The following is a 19,151-nucleotide window of genomic DNA, read 5'->3' on the forward strand; positions in this document are numbered from 1 at the left end:
CGTCACCAGCCCGGGAGGACCATGGTGGCCCAGACCAGGAGGGGACCGACGATCACCACGATGACGCTGTAGCCGAGGATCTGCTTGTAGTAGCGCTCCTCGGTGATGGTGTCGGGCCGGTTGGCGAGCATCAGCGCTCCGTTGGTGGAGAACGGGCTCACGTCGACGATGGTCGAGGAGATCGCCAGCGCGGCCACGAACATGGCGGCGGAGATTCCGCCCTCGGCGATCAAGGGCACCGAGATCGGGATGATGATGGGCAGCAGCGCCGTCGAGGAGGCGAACGCGGAGACGACCGCGCCGACGTAGCAGAGGATGAGCGCGCCGACGGCCGCGACGCCCAGGCTCGCCGCCCAGCCGCCCACGAACTCCGGCGATCCGGCGGTGTTGAGGATCGTGGCGTACGTCGAGACGCCGGCGACCAGAAGCACCGTGGGCCAGGCGATCTGGCGGATGGCGTCCTTGTGCTGGCTCGGCGAGAGCGCGGCCAGGACGGTCGCGGCGGTGATCGAGGCGAAGCCGATGTTCTTGTCGAAGAACAGGGCGACGGCGGCGACGATCACGAAGGCGGCCAGGGTGAGGACCTGCTCGGTGCGGATTCCGGGCTTGGTCCCGGTCGGGGCGAGGGTGCCGTAGCCGCGGGCCGGGACGGTCACGCCGCCCTCGTGCAGCTCGCCCGGTACGCCGGCCGCGGCGCCGGCCGCCTCATCGGGGTCGAGCCGCATGCTCATCAGCGATCGACCGCCGAGGGCGAAGAACAGGATGGTCGCCATGATCAGGTTGACCACCAGGCTGGCGACGAAGATCGTCATCTCGCTGGCGGGCAGGCCGTTGTCGACCATGACCGAGTTGGTGATCGTGCCGTAGATGCTGATCGGTGAGAAGCCACCGCCCTGGGCGCCGTGCACGACGAACATGCCCATCATCAGCGGGTTGATCTTGTAGCGGCCGGCGAACCCGAGCGCCACCGGCCCGACGATCGCGCAGGCCGCCGGGCTGGCGGCACCCATGGCGGTCAGCAGCGCGGTCACGCCGAACATCACCCACGGGATCAGTGCGACCCTGCCGCCCACCGCGCGTACGGCACTGCTGACGATCAGGTCGACCGTCCCGTTGTTCCTCGCGATCGCGAACAGATAGGTCACGCCTATCAGCGTCAGGATCAGGTCAGCGCTGACTCCGGCCAGGATCTCCTTCTCGTCGAGGTTCAGCGCGAACATCCCGACGAGCCACGCTGCGACGTACGCGAGCGCTCCCATGTTGATCGGCAGCAACGTGCCTGCCACGAACAAGGCGACCAGCGCGATGATCGCCACCCATTCCGGTCCCATCGGACTTCCCTTCTGTTTGGCCCCCGTCTGGCACCGGTGTGACTCGCATCACCATCGGCTCAGTGGCCTAGCCAATAGGACAATCGGCCGAACGTCAATACCCTGTAGCCATGAGTGAGTCCGCGCGCTTTCCACGTCCACTGCAGCGAACCCGCCTGTATGAGCAGGTCGCGGAGCAGATCACGGCCTGGATCTCGGAGAACGACCTGAAGTCCGGAGACCGGCTGCCGCCGGAGAGACAGCTCGCCACCAGCCTCGGCGTGAGCCGAGCGACCCTCAGCCAGGCCCTGGTCGCGCTCGAGGTCATCGGCGTCGTCGCGGTACGCCACGGCGACGGCACGGTGCTGACCGACAAGCCCCGGGTCGAGCGCATCACCGATGCGATCCGGGCGCACGCGGAGCGGATCCCCGACGTCATCGAGGCGCGCGACGCGCTCGAGACGAAGCTCGCCGCGCTGGCGGCGCAGCGGCGTACGCAGGAGGACCTGGACCGCATCGACGTGGCGCTGAGGGCGATGGACGAGGACATCACGGGTGGCGGGCGCGGCGTCCAGGGCGACGAGCTGTTCCACCGGGCGGTGACGCAGGCGGCCCACTCCCCTCTGCTCGAGCAGATGATGTCCGAGATCAGCGAGCTGATCCGCGAGACCCGCATCGAGTCGCTCTCCCAGCCCGACCGGCCCAAGACCTCGCTCGCCGGCCACCAGAAGATCGCCGATGCGATCGCCGCCGGCGACGCCGCAGCGGCGGCTGCTGCGATGCACGGCCACGTCATGCTGGTCAGCGACGTGGCGCTGCTCCGCGACGCATGACGCCGGTCGACCAGCTCGTCGTGCTCGCCGCGGGACTGGGTGCGGGCATCCTCACCTCCACCGTCGGCGTCGCGTCGCTGCTCAGCTTCCCGGTCCTGGTCGCGGTCGGTCTCCCGCCGGTCGTGGCCAACACCTCGAACACGGTCGGGATGACGCCGGCCGGGCTCAGCGGCTCCTTCGGCTACCGGCGAGAGCTGGCCGAGCATCCGGGCGTGACGGCCGCCGTCCTGCTGACCGCGGGCGGCGGCAGCATCGCCGGGGCGTTGCTGCTGCTGTGGTTGCCGGGATCGGTCTTCGAGGCGGTCGTGCCGTGGCTGATCCTGGGCACCTGCGTACTCGTGGGGGTGCAGCCGCGGCTGAGCCGCTTCCTGCGCCAGCACGCCACCGATGACGAGCCGCGGGTGCGGATCTCCGGGTTCACCACGGTCTTCGCGACGCTGACCGGCGCTTACGGCGGCTACTTCGGCGCCGGGTCCGGGGTGATGATGATGGCCGTGCTCGGGCTCGGCACCGACCTGGAGTTCCGTACGGTCAACGCCCTCAAGACCCTCGCCGTGATGGCCTCGAACGTGGTCGCGACGGTGATCTTCCTGGCCATCGCCGAGCTCGACTGGCGGGCCGTGGCCCTGCTGGCCGCAGGGTCGGTCGTGGGCGGGTACGTGGGGGCGCACATCGGCCGGCGGCTGCCGGCCACGGTCCTGCGGTCACTGATCGTCGTCGTCGGGATCGGCGCCGCGACGCTCATGCTCGTGCGCTGAGGTTCCGCGGCGTCAGAACGGCGGCATTCCCGTCCCGGAGAGCCGGAACCGTCCCCAGGGGTCGATGTCGGAGAGCCGCCCCTCGGCCTCGCCATGGTCGGTGCGGACAGTGACGCTCTGGCCGTTGCGTACGCCGTCGAGGGTCGTGCCGACGCGGCCGTACCAGTGGAAGTGGCCATCGATCGGCTGGAAGACGCCGCGCAGCGCGACGTCGACCTCCCAGGTGCCGTTCTCGGACTCGAGGCGCGCGGGACCGTCGTAGAGATGGCGGGGCTCGTGCTCGCTCATCGGGCCACCTCCGTAGCGCAAGCGCCAGAATACGGACGCGGCCCGATGAAAGATCCTATGGTCGCTCGCTGACGCTCGCTCATCGGGGGCTCTTTCGCAGTGGGGTGACGATCTCGGGGCGGTCCAGGGCGCTCAGGTCGACGCCGTACTCGGCGGTGGTGCCCTCGAGCGCGTGCCAGACGAACTCGCTCAGATAGCGGGTGAACGCGGCGCGGGACATGGTGCGCCGCTCGAGCCACCACTGGCCCGCGGACTCACCGATCCCGACCAGGCTGTGGGCCCACGGCTCGGCGCCGGCTGCGTCGACGCCGAGGCGGCCGAAGGTGTCGCCGAGCAGCCGCGCGAAGGTCGCCGCGATGAGCTGCTTGCCGTCCGCCAGCGGGTCGGTGCCGCCGGTGTGCTGGCGCACCACGAGAAGGTAGACGTTGGGGTGCTCGGCGATGGTCTGGACGTACGCGGCGACCCCGGCCTCGACGCGCTGGCGGGTCGAAGCCGGAGCGAGCACGGCGTCGACGACCGCGTCGAGGATCTGCTGGGCTGCCCACATCCCCACCGCTGCGTGCAGCTCGGCCTTGTCGGCGAAGTAGCGATAGAGCACCGGCTTGCTGACCCCGGCCTCCGCGGCGATGTCGGCGATCGAGACCTCAGTCCCGGCCGAGTCGACGGCGCGTACGGCTGCCGCCACCAGCTCCGCCCGTCTGGTCTCGCGGTGCGCATCCCAGCGTGAGGAGCGGCCGTCGTCCTTGACCTTCCGTGTCATGTCCTGCACTCTAGCAATTACCCGTAACTTTGGGTAACACGTAGTTCGATCACTCAGCTTGGGAGAAGAATGACCATCGCCGACCCCACCTCCGACCGGCTCCTGCGCTCGACCGCACGTCAGTCCTACGACCCGGAGGTCGACCTCGACTGGGACGCCGCGCCCGTCGAGGGACTGTGGTGGATGCAGCCCGAGCGCGTCTCCCTCTACGGCACCCCGACCTGGGACCGGCTCAGCCAGGAGCAGCGGCTCGAGCTCTCGCGGCACGAGGTGGCCAGCATCATGAGCGTCGGACTGTGGTTCGAGGTGCTGCTGATGCAGCTGCTGCTTCGCGAGGTCTACGGCGCTGACCCACGGACGGCGCGCACCCAGTACGCGCTGACCGAGATCGGGGACGAGACCCGCCACTCGGTGATGTTCGGCCGCGCGATTGCGGCGATGGGCGCACCGGCGTACGGCCCCAGGCCCGCCGTCCTGCGCATCGGGAAGCTCGCTCCGCTGCTGCACGGACCCAGCGTCTTCTCGGCGACCCTCGTCGGTGAGGAGCCGCTCGACCGGTGGCAGCGTGAGCTGATGAAGGACGAGCGCTGCCAGCCGCTGACCCGGATGGCCTCCCGCATCCACGTCACCGAGGAGGCCCGCCACGTCACCTTCGCTCGCGAGGAGCTCGCCGCGGCGATGTCGCAGAAGATGGGGCGTACGCAGCTCCGGATGCACCAGAACCTCACCGCCCGCTCGGCCTACGTGATGGCGCGCTCACTGGTCCACCCGGACTGCTACGCGGCCGTCGGCCTCGACCCGATGACGGCCCGCCGCGAGGCGCTCGGCAATGAGCACTACCGCGCGACGCTGGCCTGGATGGGCGAGAAGATGATGCCGTACCTCACCGAGCACGGGATGGTCTCAGCGAAGGACCGCAAGCTCTGGCGGGCATCGTTTCTTGTGCCGCGGAGCTGACCTGGGGAGCCGGTTTCCCAGATCCGGCGGGCGGCAGCGCCGAAGTTCTGTTGCGGGCTCGCGGTCAACCTTGCCAGCATGACTCCGTGAACTTCAGGTCACCATGGCTGGCCCTCGTGGGATTCGGGATCGTCGCGCTGGTGATCTCGGGGTTCACTGCTGCGAAAGGACAGCTAGGGGCCGAAGGCTGGTTCGTGCCGGCGCTGCTGGGTGCGGGAGCGATCGTCGTCGGTCTCGCCCAAGAGGTGCTGGGTGGTCGGATCAGACGTGCCGAGGAGCTCGCACAGACCAGGCGTGAGTCCCAGATCAAGAGCCGGGAGAGCTACCACGGTTCCTCTCGCAAGTTCCCGCAGGTCAAGGAGATCGCCGACGACACCGTAGTACGCGACCTCGGCATCCATCCCGCGATTGCTCTCACCGCCGGCGTTGAGACAGATCCAGATCTCTCCGAGACGCTCCCGACGTACGTCGCACGAGAGGTCGATGCACAGCTGCGCAACGCCCTGGCCCAAGCGAAGCAGCGAGGCGGGCTCGTGATCGTTCACGGACGGTCCGGGCGCGGAAAGTCGCGGAGCCTGTGGGAGAGCCTCAAGACGACGGCACCGAGCTGGCGCCTCTTCGCTCCGTCCGACTACGACCAGCTCGTCGGCGTACTCGCGGACGGGAGCAGCCTCGGCGAGACGGTCGTGTGGCTCGACGAGATCAAGCGCTTCCTCGGCCCAGAGCGGCTCCGGCTCGCAGAGGTCCGACGGCTGCTCAACGGCAAGGCTCCGGTAATGATCGTCGGGACCATCTGGCCGGAGATCTACGACGAGCTCATTCGCCCGCCCGGGGATGGTGAAGCGGCGCGCTCCGATCGGACCTTCGACGCCCGAGAGATCCTCACCAACCAGGCGACGGTCATCACGATGCCGGATGATTTCACGGATGCCGAGAAGCAGGCCGCCGCCGGCCTCGGCATCTCCGACTCGCGGCTGGCCGAGGCCGCCGACTACACAGGCGAGCTGCCGATGACGCAGGTGCTCGCGGCAGCGCCCGCGCTGTTCAGGAAGCTCGACCTCGGCGGCAACACCTACGGCACAGCCGTGGTGCACGCCTGTCTGGATTCGCTTCGCGCCGAGCACCCGGTCCCGGTCCCACTCGACGTGATCAGGGCTCTGGCCTGGAACTCGCTCACTCCTGCGCAGCAGGCTGCGCTGACGCCGGAACCGCCGGACGCAGTGAGCGACGACTGGCTGAAGGAGGGCATCGCCTGGGCCACGGAGTCGGTCAACGGCGTACGCCCGCCCGCGAGCGGGGCGATCAGTCTTCTCGAGCCGCGGGTCGGTGGCTACACGGTCTCGGACATGCTCCTCCAGCGCGCCTCGTCCGGAGCCGACCTCGCTTATGCTCGTCTCCGGATCATCGTGGATGCTGCCTCTCCGCAGGCGGCCGGATCGATAGCGCAGACCCTCTATGCCCGACACGACGCGGCGGGCGCCCGGCTGACCGCGGAGACCGCAGCGCAACGAGGCAGCTCGACGGCAATGGCCGTGCTCGGCGATCTCTATGCCGACGACCGAGACTTCGTTTCGGCGAAGACGTGGTACGACAACGCCATAGCAGAAGACCCTGGTCACGCCAGAGCTCTGGCGGGGCTGGGGGCGGTTGCGGGATCCAACGATGATCCGGAGGGTGCACGCCGATGGTACGAGCGCGCACTGGAGGCCGACCCCAAGCATGCGCGAGCGATGGACGGAATCGGCAGACTCGAGAACCGCGCCGGGAACACCTCAGAGGCAGAGCGCTGGTTCCGCAGGGCCATGAAGGCGGACCCGACCTTCCTCAAGGCACCGCTGAGTCTCGGCTCGCTTGCCCTTGACTCCGGAGACCTGGATGCCGCCGAGCGTTGGTGCACACACGCGCTGAGCGTTGATCCGACTGATGCCAGCGCTATGGGGGCCATGGGCCGAGTGGCCCTCCGGCGAGACGACAGGGAATCCGCTCGATCGTGGTTCGAGCGTGCTGTTGCCGCCGACCCCAGAAGCGTTGAGGCGATGGATTACCTGGGTGACCTCGAGCGCGAAGAGGGCAACGTTGCGGCAGCGGAGCGCTCGTATCGCCGCGCGCTGGAGATCGACCCGACGTACGAGTTCTCGATGGCTGGCCTCGGGCTCCTTGCCGAGCGCACTGGCGATGCCGCCGAAGCGCGCCGGTGGTACCAGAGCGCGCTGGATTCCGCTCCGAACTACGCGTGGGCGATGGCACAGCTTGGATCACTTGCCGCAGAGTCAGGTGACGTCGCCGGCGCGCGTGAATGGTACGAGAAGGCGCTTGACACAGGCAGCGCCTACGCCTGGCTCATGGTCGATCTCGGAGACCTTGCTCGAACCGACCACAAGCCCGCGGAGGCCAAGGAGTGGTACGCCAAGGCACTCGACGTAGATCCCACGTACGCCATCGCCCATGCTGGACAAGCCAAGCTTGCCCGGGACGCCGGTGACTTTATCGAGGAACGCTTGTGGTGCATGAAGGCGCTGGAAGCAAATCCGACATACGCCTGGGCAATGGCCGAGCTCGGGTTCCTCGATGCTGAGGCGGGCGCCGTCGAAGATGCACGTTCCTGGTATGAGAGGGCGTTGGAAGCTGACCCGACCTACGCCTGGGCGATGATGCAGTTGGGGTTCTTGGCCGAGAAGTCAGGCCGGACTGACGAAGCACGCTCCTGGTACGAGAGGACCTTGGAGGCCGATCCCGAGAACGCCTTCGCCATGGACGGCCTCGGGGACCTCGCCCGTAAGAACGGCCACACCACAGAAGCCGAAGGGTGGTACCGACGGGCGCTCGTCGTCGATCCCGAGTATGTGTACTCATTGACCGGTCTAGGGCTACTCGCTGAAGACGCGGGCGAAGTTGACTCCGCACGCGCCTGGCACGAGCAGGCGCTGGCGGCCAACCCGGAGAATGCCTGGGTAATGGTCCTACTCGGGGATCTTGCGCGCCGTCGCGGCCGCATGGCCGAGGCCCAGGAGTGGTATCACCATGCCCTCGAGATCGACACTGAGTACGCCTTTGCTCTGTCTCAGCTCGGCTTGCTCGCCCAGGAGTCTGGCGATGTCGACGCTGCAGAGTCGTGGTACCAAAAGGCGTTGGACGCCGATCCGAAGCACGTTTGGGGCATGACAATGCTCGGCGAGATCGCCGAGGACCGCGGCGACGACGGGAAAGCCCGATCCCTTTACATGCGGGCGCTGGACATCGAGCCTGAGTTCGCCTTCGCACTTGATCATCTTGGTGATCTGGCGCGAGGAAACGGCCAGGTCGGCGAGGCGAAGGAGTGGTATACCAAGGCGCTCGAGACTGATCCTCGTTACGCTCCATCGCTGGCTGGCAACGGCATGCTTGCCGAAGACCATGGCGATGTCGATGAAGCTCGGAACTGGTACCACCGCGCACTCGATGCGGACTCCAGCTACAGGTGGGTCGTCACGAGGATCGGAGACCTAGCGCTTCGCGAAGGGGACGCCGAGCGAGCGCGCCGATGGTTCGAGCAGGCACAAGCAATGAGTCCCGCTTCGGCCGAGCCGTTGGTCTACCTGGGCCGCCTGGCAGAGGTCTTGGGGCAGTCCGAGCAGGCGACCGAGGCGTACGAGCTGGCCTTGAAGGCCAACCCGCGCAGCGCGTGGGCGTTGTGCTGCAGCGGGGTCAACGCGCGCCGTTCCGGGGACCCGTCTCTGGCTCGGACTCGATATCAACAGGCTCTCGCAGTCGACGCGCGCGATGACACCGCCCTGAACAACCTGGGCGTCCTGGAAGCCGCGGCTGGCGATCTTGAAGCTGCGGAGGCCTACTACCGAGACGCAATCACGGTGAATCCAGCCACCCCATGTCCGATGACGGGTCTCGGAATGCTGGCCGGGATGCGCGGAGACTACGAGGTCGCACAGGAGTGGTTCGAACGGGCGCTGTCGGTCCATGCCCTCTACGCCCCGGCGATGCACGGGCTGGGCGTACTGACTCATCTCCGAGGGGATTTGACCGAGGCCGCGACGTGGCATCGGAAAGAGGCGACGTGGACCATCGGCTGGTCCTGCCCAGGGGACAACGAATTCAGCATCCTGACCGAGGACCTCTGAAACTCTCGGCCATCAACGCGCGTCAGATCACGGCGAGGCGGTCGACCAACAGCTCGATCCGGCGCTCGGCGTCCTCCGGCAGGAGGCGCCCCGACCGGGTCAGGGTCGCCAGTCCGTGCAGGGACGCCCAGAAGACCTCGGTGAACAGCTCCGGCTCGACGCCGTCGCCGGCGACCTCGCCCAGTGTCTCCATCAGCGCCGCGAAGGCGTCCTTCAGCTGCTCGGGGGTGTCCTCCTGGGCGTACGCCAGGCCGCCGTCGAGCTGGAACAGAGCGTCGTAGACCGCCGGGTTGCGCTCGGCGAAGTCGAGATACGCGCGGGCGAGGGCGGCAACTCGCTCGCGCGGAGCGCTCACGGCCGCAGTCGCCGACCGCATCGCCGCGGCCATCTCCGAGGCGCCCTCGAGAGCGACGGCACCGATGATCTCGCGCTTGCCGCGAAAGTGGCTGTACAGGACCGGCTGGCTGTATTCGATGCGCTCGGCGAGCCGGCGCGTCGTCACCGCGTCCCAGCCCTGCTGCTCGGCGAGCTCGCGCGCCGTCGCCACGATGAGCCGCTCGCGGTCCGCCCGCTCGCGCTGCTTGCGCTCCTGTACCGACATGGCTTGATCCTAGCAGTGCTAGGCATTCGAGCAGCTGTCATGCTCCATCGAGAGTCTCGGATCCACCGACGACGATGGTGAGCTCGACGTCGACGTCAGCGAGTCCCTCTGCGTCGAAGGCCGACCGGAGCTCGCTGCCCTCGGGAGCAGGTGGGACGCCGATCACCACCACGTGAAGGGAGCTCCCCCGGAGGAACACGTCGGACACCTGCCAGCCCTTCGCCGCCGCCCAGGAGGTGGCAATGGGTTCGGCCTGGCTGACCAGGCGCTGCTCCTGCAGAACGCGAACGCTGCCGGCCGCGAGCGGAACAGCGACCAGGACGAGAGAGGCGGCGACGGCGACCAGGGAGCGCCCGCGGAGCCGACCGACCCGGACGTCGGTGATTTCTGCCTCAGCGGCGACATGGCGGACACCCGCCGCGAGCATCAGGACCGTCCCGGTGGCGATGATCGCGGCCACGTTGGTGCCGAAGAGGAGCAGGGCGCTGGCTGCCTCGCCGGCCGCGCCCGATTCGAGGGTGAGCCCCACAACTGCGAGCGGCGGGACCAGCGAGATGGCGATCGCCACACCAGGGAGGGTGTCGGAGACGTCGGGCCGCACCAGGGCGAACGCACCGACCATTCCGGTCGCGACGGCGGCAAGCAGATCGATCAGCCGCGGGCTCACCCGGCCCGAGACCTGGCTGTTGGTGGCCGCGACGACATCGACCTGCACCATCAGTCCGATCACGAACCCGATGAGCACGACCGCGATCGCGGCACCGACCACCAGCGCGATGTTCGTCACCAGCTGGCGCCGATCCGCGAGGACGAGCGCCAACGCCGTGCCGAGGATCGGCGTCATCAGCGGCGCCACGATCATGGCCCCGATGACCGTCGCGGTGGAGTCTGCGACCACTCCGGCGGCGGCGATGACGCCGGCGAGCACGAGCAGCACCCAGAACGCCGTGAGGTTGCGCCGACGGTCGCCCACCGTCAGGAACAGGCGTTCGGTGATGCGCGATATGTCAGCCGCCGTGACGGCCAGAGCTCCTGTCATGCACGAAGGATCCGTCGTGCTCACCTGCCGCGGCTCCCCCGGAGCAGGTGAGCATCAGCGTCAGCGGAAGGCGGACTCGCCCGTGAGCGCCTGGCCGATGATGAGCTGGTGGACCTCGCTGGTGCCCTCGTACGTCAGGACCGACTCGAGGTTGTTGGCGTGGCGCAGGATCGGGTACTCGAGGGTGACGCCGGCGGCGGCGAGGATGGTGCGGCACTCCCGAGCGATGGCGATGGCCTCGCGGACGTTGTTGAGCTTGCCGAGGGAGATCTGCTCGGAGCGGAGGGTGCCCTCGTCCTTCAGGCGGCCCAGGTGGAGAGCGAGGAGCATCGCCTTGCCGAGCTCGAGCGTCATGTCGGCGAGCTTGGTCTGGGTGATCTGGAATCCGGCCAGGGGCTTGTCGTAGATCTCGCGTGAGGCGGCGTACGCGATGGCGGACTCGAGGCAGTCGCGGGCCGCGCCGACGGCGCCGAAGACGATGCCGAAGCGGGCCTCGTTCAAGCACGACAGCGGACCCTTCAAGCCCCTGACCTCGGGGAACGCGGCGGACTCCGGGAGGCGTACGCCGTCGAGGACGATCTCGCCGGTGACCGAGGCGCGCAGGGACAGCTTCTGCTTGATCACCGGCGCCGAGAAGCCCGGGGTGTCGGTGGGGACCACGAAGCCGCGGATCCCCTTGCCGTCGGGTCCCTCGTCGGTCTGGGCCCAGACGACGGCGACGTCGGCCACCGGGGCGTTGGTGATCCACATCTTGGTGCCGGATAGGATCCAGTCGCCCGAGGCATCTCGGCGGGCCCGAGTCCGCATGCCGGCCGGGTTGGAGCCGAAGTCGGGCTCGGTGAGACCGAAGCACCCGATCGCCTCGCCGGCGGCCATCCGCGGCAGCCACTCCTGCTTCTGCTCCTCGCTCCCCCACTTCCAGATGGCGAACATCGCCAGCGAACCCTGCACGGAGACCAGCGACCGGATCCCGGAGTCGGCCGCCTCGAGCTCCATGCAGGCCAGGCCGTACGCCGTGGCGCTGGTGCCCGCGCAGCCGTAGCCCTCCAGATGCATCCCGAGCACACCCAGCTTGCCGAGCTCGGGAGCGAGCTCGCGGACCGGGACCTCGCCGGCCTCGAACCAGCCCGCCAGGTGCGGCTTGATCTCCTTCTCCGCGAAGGATCTCACCGTGTCGCGGATCGCGCGGTCCTCATCGCCGATGAGTGCCTCGGTGCCGAAGAGCTCGAGCGGGGTCTGGGGCATGGGGTCTCCTTGGGGTCGAGAGAGGACGCTGCCGATTGTGTCACCCGTCACTGGAAGTCGTTTGAACCGTTCGCCACCGCGCTCCGTAGTAGGGGTGAAGGCCGGCATCGGGTCAGCCTCCAGGCGAGAGGAAACGGCGTGCGGACACGTACGAAAGCAGCAGTCGGGATCGGTGCGGCAGTGGTCGTGGTCGGAGGCGCTGCGGTGATCTTCGGACCCGGTTGGTACGCGGACCGGGCCGAGGACGCGGCCGCCGACAAGCCCAGCCTCAGCGCGTCGGCCGCGCCTGCGGACGGCGCGGACAGCAGCGGGACATGGACCGTCTCGGACGGCTCCTTCGCCGGCTACCGCGTCGACGAGGTGCTGCGGGGCGAGGACGTCACCGTCACCGGCCGGACCGAGGACGTCACCGGCGAGGTCACCATCGCCGATGGCCAGGTCACCGACGCGAACGTCGAGGTCAAGGTCGCGACGATCGCCACCGACTCCGACAACCGTGACGGCTACTTCCGCGAGAACGCGATCGAGGCCGATCAGTTCCCCACCGCCACCTTCGAGCTGACCGAGCCCGCCACCCTCGAGGAGGGCGCGACCGAGGTCGAGCTCGTCGGTGACCTCACCGTGCACGGCGAGACGAAGTCGGTGACCGTCGACGCCGAGGTCGGCGGCGACGGAATCAACGCGCTCCAGGTCGTCGGCAGCGTCCCGATCACCTTCGCGGACTTCGGCGTCGAGGCGCCGAACCTGGGCTTCGTGAGCGTCGAGGACACCGGCAGCGTCGAGTTCTCGCTCGACCTGGCCAAGAGCTGATCCGGGACTCTGGGATCCTGGGTGCGTGCGGGAGGTGACATGGGTGCGGAGGACGAGCTGCTCGTAGCGGTGCACGACGCCCACTCGGAGGCGCTCTACCGCTACGTCGTACGCCGCACCGGTGACGCCGAGGAGGCGCGCGACGTGGTGCAGGAGACGCTGCTGCGCGCGTGGCGCCACCCGGAGGTGCTGCAGCGGCCCGACGAGGGCGTACGCGCCTGGCTGTTCACCACGGCCCGCAACCTCGTCATCGACGACCTGCGCAGCGCGCGCCGAAAGCGGGAGTACGCCGCCGAGTCGCCGCCCGAGGCGACCCGGGCGGACGAGACCCAGGCGGTGCTCGACTCCTGGGTCGTCGCCGATGCGCTGCTTGCCCTCTCCCCCGAGCACCGTGCGGTGGTGGTGGGCGCCTACTACGGCAGCCGGTCGGTCACCGAGCTCGCCCACGAGCTCGACATCCCGCCCGGCACGGTCAAGTCCCGGCTGCACTACGGTCTGCGAGCCCTGCGTCTCGCCCTGCAAGAGAAGGGGGTCACCTCATGAACGACGACCTGGACGCCTCCGCACACGAGACGTACGCCGACTGGGACGCGTCCTACGTGCTCGGGGCGCTGAGCCCGAGCGACCGTCGCACCTACGAGCGGCACCTGGCCGGCTGCAGCGTCTGCCACGACGCCGTCGCCGAGCTCGCCGGCATGCCGGGGCTGCTCGGCGCGCTCTCGCGCGAGGAGGCCGAGGAGCTGCTCGAGGAGTCGGCCGTCGAGGTCACGGCGCCGCCGCTGGCGGAGCTGGCCGGGGCCGTACGCCGGTCCCGGCTGCGTCGCCGGGCCCTCGCGGTCGCGGCCGCGGTCGTCCTGCTCGCGGGCGGGACCGCGATCGGTGGCCTGGCCATCGGTCGCGACGGCAGCCGGTCGCCGGTCGCCGACCCCTCGGCCCCGGTCACCCCGACCAGCTCGACCAGCTCGACGGCCGCGAACGTACGTACCGTCGACCTGCGCCCCGTGGGCAGCGTCGACATGTGGGCCCAGCTCGTCGTCACCCCGACGTCCTGGGGCACCAAGCTCAACTGGAGCTGTCACTACCCACCCAAGCCAGGCAAGAACCCGCCGGGGCCGTCCGACTATCCGGTCGAGCCGGTGACGTACGACCTGGTGCTGGTCGGCCGCGACGGCGCGCGCACCGTTGCCGGGTCGTGGACGTGGTCGGGTGGGGAGACGCTCGGGCTGGACGCCTCCTCCGCGGTGCCGATCTCCGACGTCGAGCGGGTCGAGATCACCCTCGTCGGCGAGGACACCGCGGTCGCGGCAGCCTCGCTGACCTAAGGCCCTAGAGTCCGAGCTCGGAGACGGTCTTCTCCCGCATCTCGACCTTGCGGACCTTGCCGGTCACGGTCATCGGGAACTCCTCGACGATCAGGACGTAGCGCGGGATCTTGTAGTGGGCGAGCTTTCCGCTGGCGTACGCCTTCAGGGTCTCGGCCGTCATCCGCTCGGCGCCGGGGCGCAGGCGGACCCAGGCGCAGAGCTCCTCGCCGTAGGTCTCGTCGGGCACGCCGATGACCTGGACGTCCTCGATGTCGGGGTGGGTGTAGAGGAACTCCTCGATCTCGCGGGGATAGATGTTCTCGCCGCCACGGATGACCATGTCCTTGATCCGGCCGACGATGTTGCAGTAGCCATCTGCGTTCATCACGGCGAGGTCACCGGTGTGCATCCAGCCGTCCTCGTCGATCGCCGCCCGGGTCTTCTCCTCGTCGGCCCAGTAGCCGAGCATCACCGAGTAGCCGCGGGTCTGGAACTCGCCCGCCTCGCCCCGGGGCAGCACGGCGCCGGAGGTGGGGTCGACGACGCGTACCTCGACGTGCGGATGCACCCGGCCGACGGTGGCGGTGCGGTGCTCGAGATCGTCGTCCATCCGGGTCTGGGTCGAGACCGGCGAGGTCTCCGTCATCCCGTAGGCGATCGAGACCTCGCTCATGTGCATCTCGTTGACGCACCGCTTCATCACCTCGACCGGGCACGGGCTGCCCGCCATGATCCCGGTGCGCAGCGTGCCGAGGTCGAAGGTGCCGAAGTCAGGATGGTTCTGCATCGCGATGAACATGGTGGGTACGCCGTAGACGGCCGTGCACCGCTCGTCCTGGACGGCCGCCAAGGTGGCCGCCGGGTCGAAGGCCGGGCCCGGGATCACCATCGTGGCTCCGTGGGTGATGCAGCCCAGGTTGCCCATCACCATCCCGAAGCAGTGGTAGAAGGGCACCGGGATCGCCAGCCGGTCGTTCTCGGTGAAGCCGATCGTCTCGGTGGTGAAGTAGCCGTTGTTGAGGATGTTGCGGTGGCTCAGCGTCGCACCCTTCGGATAGCCCGTGGTGCCCGAGGTGTACTGGATGTTGATCGGGTCCTCGGGGCTCAGCTCGTAGCTGACGTGGTCGGCCAGCCGCTCACCGGCGCCGGCTTCGAGGAGCGCGGTCCACTCCGGGTCGCCGATGAAGACGGTCTGCTCGAGGTCGGGGCAGTCGCCGCGGACGTCGGCCACCATCGAGCGGTAGTCGGAGGTCTTGAACGCGGGGGCGGAGACGAGCATCCTGATGCCCGACTGGGTCAGGGCGTACGCCAGCTCGTGGGTGCGGTAGGCCGGGTTGATGTTGACCAGGATCGCGCCGATCTTCGCGGTCGCCACCTGGGTCAGCGTCCACTCCGCGCAGTTGGGTGCCCAGATGCCGACCCGGTCGCCCTTCCCGATCCCGGCCTTGCGCAGGCCGACGGCCAGCGCGTCGACGTCGCGGCTCATCTCGGCGTACGTCCAGCGTCTGCTCTGCTGATCGCCTCGGGCTCCGCTCCGGCCGCGATCGACCAGGGCCTCCCGGTCACCGAATCTGGCGACGGTGCGGTCGAAGCTCGCGCCGATCGTCTCCTCCAGCAGCGGGGTCGTCGTCTCTCCGGCAGCGTAGGAATCCGTCATGGGCCCAGTGTGACCTGAGTCACGGGTGGGTTCCAAGGGTCTGCTGAGAGTGTCAGTCCCCGGTGATGAGCTCCGCGGCGCGCTCGCCGATCAGGATCGCGGGCGCGTTGGTGTGGCCGCGCACGATCCTGGGCATGACCGAGGCGTCGGCGACGCGGAGGCCCTCGACGCCGCGTACGCGCAGCCGGGGGTCGACCACGCTGGCCTCGTCCGTGCCCATCCGGCAGGTGCCGGTCGGGTGGTAGAGGGTGTGGGCGTGACGTGCCAGGAGCGCGTCGGCGACCTCCTCCGCGGACGAGCCCACCGGGACGTCGGGGCGCAGGAACTTGCCGAGGAACGGCTTGAGCGCGGGCTGCGAGGCGATCTCCAGCGTCACCCGGACACCTTCGACGATGGCAGCGCGGTCCCTGCCTTCGGGGTCGGAGAGGTAGCGGGGGTCGATGATCGGCTTGGCGGCCGGGTCCTTGGAGGTGAGCGTGACGCTGCCGCGGCTGGCCGGGTCGACGAGGATCGGACCGGCGACGACCGCCTCACCCACGAACGGGATCAGGCCCTCGTCGAAGAAGCCGACCGGGGCGAAGATCATCTCGATGTCGGGCGCCTCCAGGTCGGGGCGCGAGCGGATGAAGCCGTACGCCTCGCCGACGTTGGAGGTGAGCATCCCGCGCCTGCGCAGCAGGTAGTTGAGCAGGTGACGTGCCGACTCCGCGGTCGCGAGCGAGCCCTGCTCGACCTCCCAGCCGATGCCGGCGACGAGGTGGTCGGTGAGGTTCTCCCCCACCTGTTTCGCATCCCGTACGACCTCGATGCCGAGGTCCTTCAGGTGGGCGGCCGGACCGATCCCGGAGAGCATCAGCAGTTGCGGAGTGTTGATGGCGCCGCCGGAGAGGATCACCTCGCGCCGGGCGGCGATGGTCCTCTGCTGTCCGTCGACGACGGCCTCGACGCCGGTGGCACGGGTGCCGTCGAAGATCACCCGCGACACCAGGGCGCCGGTCACCACGTTCAGGTTGGCGCGCCTGGCGGCGGGCTTGAGGTAGGCCGCGGCCGTGCTCCACCGGGCGCCTCGGCGCTGGGTCACCATGGTCTCGACGTACGCCTCGGGGTTGGGGCCGTTGGCCCGTCCGCGCCGGTAGCCGGCCTGCTCGGCGGCCTGGAGGAAGGACTCGGTGTAGGGACGGGGGCTCCGCTGCCGCTCGACCCGGACCGGCCCACCGGTGCCATCCAGCGCGGTGGCGTCCTCGACGTCCTCGAGCTTCGCGTACGTCTTCTTGACGACGTCCCAGCCCCACTCGGGCCCGGCCGCCGCGCCCCACTCCTCGTAGTCGGCCTGGAGACCCTTGACCCACATCATCGCGTTCATCGAGGACGAGCCGCCGAGCATCCGGCCGCGGGGCCAGTAGATCCGTCTGCCGCCGAGCGCCGGCTGTGGCTCGGTGGAGTAGTCCCAGTCGTGCTCGGACCGGAAGAGCTTCGAGAACGCCGCCGGGATGTGGATGTTCATGCTCTTGTCGCGCGGTCCGGCTTCGAGCAGGGTCACCTGGACGCTCGGGTCCTCACTGAGCCGTGCTGCGAGGACGGCCCCTGACGATCCGGCCCCCACCACCACGTAGTCCGTGGTGAGCTCCTGGACGCTCGTCTGGCTCATATCTCTCCTCCGTCAACGCTGACAAGGGTGGGCTGCCACACTGAACGTACTGGGACCGATCCGGCTTGTCAGGCCCTCCGATGGATTCCCGCGGGTCAGCGAGCCGTTCGCTGTGCCTCGCCGAGAACCAGCAGGTGACCGCCCATCGGCGTCGAGCCGGTGACTTTGGCCCCTTTTTCTCGGCGGCGCCCCCGCCTAGCGTCGATGTCAAGGAGACGAAACCCGTCAGGAGGGATGACATGCCTCCGCACTGTGACTCGTTGGACGGTCCCGTCGTCGCTGCGGCTCGCCAAGCGCTGGAAGCGGCTGATGTGGACCTTGTCCTGCCGTTCGTACCCGCCGAAGCGGAAGCCGAGGTCCGCGCGGCCTACGACCGTGTGGCGCCGCTTCGTGACAACGCACCGCGGGTCCGCGAGACCGCCGAACTGTGGTTCTTCGAGACCGTGGTGCGCCTGCACCGCGCCGGGGAGGGCGCCCCATACACCGGCCTGAAGCCGGCCGGGCTCTCCGTCGGTCCCGTGATCCCCTTGGCCGAGCGCGCAGTCGAAACGGGCTCGAGCCAACAGCTGGGCGACTACCTGACCGATGTCCTGCGCAACGAGCTCGAGCAACGCCTTGATGCCGTGCGCGCCCTGGCCGCACACCGCGCCCGGTCCCTGGAGGATGAACGACGCTACGTGCAGGCCATGCTCGGCTACGAGGTGTACAGCCATCACCTCTACGGTGCGATGCGGGCCACCGACCACCACGAGGCGGGTGCGCACTCGCACGCGGAGTAGGTGCGCGCCGAGCCTCAGTCTGCGAGGAAGGCACCCAGGGCGTAGGCGGGGTGGCGGTCGAGGTTGTGGCGGCCGCGGTCGTAGCGGCGGGTGGTGCGGGGATCGGCGTGGCCGGCGGCGTCCTGGACGTCCTCGAGAGGTACGCCGGCCTCACGGGCCAGGGTGACGAAGGTGTGGCGGAGGCTGTGCGGGGAGAGCTTGTCGCCGTGCTCGATGCCGGCCGCGGTGCCGAGCCTGCGGATGAGTCGGAAGGCCTCGGAGCGGTGCCAGCGGTTGCCGGTGGCGGTGATGAAGACCGGGCCGTCGGCCCGGGCGTCGAGGTAGGCGTCGAGCGCCTGTGAGGTCGCCGGGTTGAGGACGACGTCGCGCCGGGCGCCGCCCTTGCGGGTGATCGTGAGGATGCGGTGGCCGCGGGCGTGGCTGAGGTCGGCGACGTCGGCGTTCAGGGCCTCGGAGATGCGCAGGCCGTCGTGGAGCAGGAGGGTCACCAGCGCCGCGGCGCGGCTGGAGTGCTCGCGCGCGGCGGCTAGGAAGGCGCGCGCCTCTCCCCTGTCCATGCCGAGTGTCTGGGAGTCGTTGCTGGTCTTGGGGCGCTTGATGTGCTCGGCCGGTGAGGCGCTCAGGACGTCCTCCGCCACGCCGTAGCGGTAGAAGCCGGCGATCGCGGAGAGCCGTCGCGCGATCGTCGCCGGGCTGCGCCTCGTCTCCAGATGCCGGGCGTAGCCGTCGACCATCGCCCGGTTGGCGGCGAGCGGGTCGATCTCCAGCGCGGCGCACCAGCCGAACCAGTCGGCGAGGTCGCGTCCGTACGCAGCGCGGGTGTGGCCTGCGTAGGAGAGCAGGAACCTTCTGGCGAGCGCTTCGGCCCTCTTCTCCTGGGGCAGCTCCCTCAGGTCTTCGAGGAACAGCTCTCTGACGGATTCCGTCACGGAGAGGTCTGTTGTAGGGGTCTGCGGACGGTGCTCGATCGCGCTCACAGGCACACATCATAATGCCGGTTATGTTGTGTGTCTCATCGGGATCTCATCTAAGCGGGCTTTAGTATTC

The 19,151-nt window shown here is 69.1% G+C and carries 17 protein-coding genes; 8 read left to right on the forward strand and 9 right to left on the reverse strand.

Features of this window, described 5'->3' with window-relative positions; all coding sequences use genetic code 11:
* Nucleotides 1-2 precede the first annotated feature (2 nt).
* Nucleotides 3-1,331, reverse strand: coding sequence for an SLC13 family permease (locus tag ABT304_RS07730; RefSeq protein ID WP_350714160.1), 1,329 nt, complete (start codon nt 1,329-1,331; stop codon nt 3-5).
* 110 nt (nt 1,332-1,441) lie between these two features.
* On the opposite strand from ABT304_RS07730, the gene ABT304_RS07735 reads away from it, so the two are divergent.
* Nucleotides 1,442-2,143: a FadR/GntR family transcriptional regulator gene (locus ABT304_RS07735; RefSeq protein ID WP_350714162.1), complete on the forward strand. Its 702-nt coding sequence runs from the start codon at nt 1,442-1,444 to the stop codon at nt 2,141-2,143.
* Nucleotides 2,140-2,901: a sulfite exporter TauE/SafE family protein gene (locus tag ABT304_RS07740; protein ID WP_350714164.1), complete on the forward strand. Its 762-nt coding sequence runs from the start codon at nt 2,140-2,142 to the stop codon at nt 2,899-2,901. The genes ABT304_RS07735 and ABT304_RS07740 overlap by 4 nt, the downstream gene beginning before the upstream one ends.
* A gap of 12 nt (nt 2,902-2,913) precedes the next feature.
* On the opposite strand, the gene ABT304_RS07745 is transcribed toward ABT304_RS07740, so the two are convergent.
* Together ABT304_RS07745 and ABT304_RS07750 are read right to left on the reverse strand one after the other, a co-directional pair.
* The gene (locus ABT304_RS07745) at nt 2,914-3,189 is read right to left on the reverse strand and encodes a DUF4873 domain-containing protein (protein ID WP_350714166.1); all 276 of its coding nucleotides are present in this window, start codon (nt 3,187-3,189) and stop codon (nt 2,914-2,916) included.
* 79 nt (nt 3,190-3,268) lie between these two features.
* Nucleotides 3,269-3,949: a TetR/AcrR family transcriptional regulator gene (locus ABT304_RS07750; RefSeq protein WP_350714168.1), complete on the reverse strand. Its 681-nt coding sequence runs from the start codon at nt 3,947-3,949 to the stop codon at nt 3,269-3,271.
* Nucleotides 3,950-4,018: 69 nt separating this feature from the next.
* On the opposite strand from ABT304_RS07750, the gene ABT304_RS07755 reads away from it, so the two are divergent.
* A complete protein-coding gene (locus tag ABT304_RS07755; protein WP_350714169.1) occupies nt 4,019-4,906 on the forward strand; it encodes an AurF N-oxygenase family protein in 888 nt (295 codons plus the stop codon).
* A gap of 86 nt (nt 4,907-4,992) precedes the next feature.
* Nucleotides 4,993-9,021: a tetratricopeptide repeat protein gene (locus ABT304_RS07760; RefSeq protein WP_350714171.1), complete on the forward strand. Its 4,029-nt coding sequence runs from the start codon at nt 4,993-4,995 to the stop codon at nt 9,019-9,021.
* Nucleotides 9,022-9,043: 22 nt separating this feature from the next.
* Here the strand turns inward: ABT304_RS07760 and ABT304_RS07765 are convergent, their stop codons facing one another.
* From ABT304_RS07765 to ABT304_RS07775, 3 genes are read right to left on the reverse strand one after another with little or no spacing between them, the layout of a single operon-like run.
* A complete protein-coding gene (locus ABT304_RS07765; RefSeq protein WP_350714172.1) occupies nt 9,044-9,622 on the reverse strand; it encodes a TetR/AcrR family transcriptional regulator in 579 nt (192 codons plus the stop codon).
* A gap of 37 nt (nt 9,623-9,659) precedes the next feature.
* A complete protein-coding gene (locus ABT304_RS07770; RefSeq protein WP_350714174.1) occupies nt 9,660-10,661 on the reverse strand; it encodes a DUF389 domain-containing protein in 1,002 nt (333 codons plus the stop codon).
* Nucleotides 10,662-10,721: 60 nt separating this feature from the next.
* Nucleotides 10,722-11,906 (reverse strand): acyl-CoA dehydrogenase family protein, encoded by a 1,185-nt coding sequence (locus tag ABT304_RS07775; RefSeq protein ID WP_350714176.1) that lies wholly within the window; start codon nt 11,904-11,906, stop codon nt 10,722-10,724.
* Nucleotides 11,907-12,044: 138 nt separating this feature from the next.
* Between ABT304_RS07775 and ABT304_RS07780 the strand changes: the two genes are divergently transcribed.
* The 3 genes from ABT304_RS07780 to ABT304_RS07790 are packed head-to-tail and all read left to right on the forward strand — an operon-like array spanning nt 12,045 to nt 14,038.
* The gene (locus ABT304_RS07780) at nt 12,045-12,716 is read left to right on the forward strand and encodes a YceI family protein (protein ID WP_350714178.1); all 672 of its coding nucleotides are present in this window, start codon (nt 12,045-12,047) and stop codon (nt 12,714-12,716) included.
* 39 nt (nt 12,717-12,755) lie between these two features.
* Nucleotides 12,756-13,259, forward strand: coding sequence for a sigma-70 family RNA polymerase sigma factor (locus tag ABT304_RS07785; protein WP_160023390.1), 504 nt, complete (start codon nt 12,756-12,758; stop codon nt 13,257-13,259).
* The gene (locus ABT304_RS07790; RefSeq protein ID WP_350714180.1) at nt 13,256-14,038 is read left to right on the forward strand and encodes a zf-HC2 domain-containing protein; all 783 of its coding nucleotides are present in this window, start codon (nt 13,256-13,258) and stop codon (nt 14,036-14,038) included. The genes ABT304_RS07785 and ABT304_RS07790 overlap by 4 nt, the downstream gene beginning before the upstream one ends.
* Nucleotides 14,039-14,042: 4 nt before the next feature.
* Here the strand turns inward: ABT304_RS07790 and ABT304_RS07795 are convergent, their stop codons facing one another.
* Entirely contained in the window at nt 14,043-15,677 is a 1,635-nt protein-coding gene (locus ABT304_RS07795; RefSeq protein WP_350714182.1) for an AMP-binding protein, read from the reverse strand.
* 52 nt (nt 15,678-15,729) lie between these two features.
* The gene (locus tag ABT304_RS07800) at nt 15,730-17,325 is read right to left on the reverse strand and encodes a GMC family oxidoreductase (protein WP_350714183.1); all 1,596 of its coding nucleotides are present in this window, start codon (nt 17,323-17,325) and stop codon (nt 15,730-15,732) included.
* Between the two features lie 260 nt (nt 17,326-17,585).
* Between ABT304_RS07800 and ABT304_RS07805 the strand changes: the two genes are divergently transcribed.
* Nucleotides 17,586-18,104: a DUF6448 family protein gene (locus ABT304_RS07805; RefSeq protein WP_350714185.1), complete on the forward strand. Its 519-nt coding sequence runs from the start codon at nt 17,586-17,588 to the stop codon at nt 18,102-18,104.
* Nucleotides 18,105-18,118: 14 nt separating this feature from the next.
* On the opposite strand, the gene ABT304_RS07810 is transcribed toward ABT304_RS07805, so the two are convergent.
* Nucleotides 18,119-19,033 carry a tyrosine-type recombinase/integrase gene (locus ABT304_RS07810; protein WP_350714187.1) on the reverse strand — a complete coding sequence of 305 codons (915 nt, stop codon included), beginning with the start codon at nt 19,031-19,033 and terminating at the stop codon, nt 18,119-18,121.
* Between the last annotated feature and the right edge of the window lie 118 nt (nt 19,034-19,151).

Origin of the sequence: Nocardioides sp. NPDC000445 (assembly GCF_040300245.1) — a bacterium.
Taxonomy (GTDB): Bacteria; Actinomycetota; Actinomycetes; order Propionibacteriales; family Nocardioidaceae; genus Nocardioides.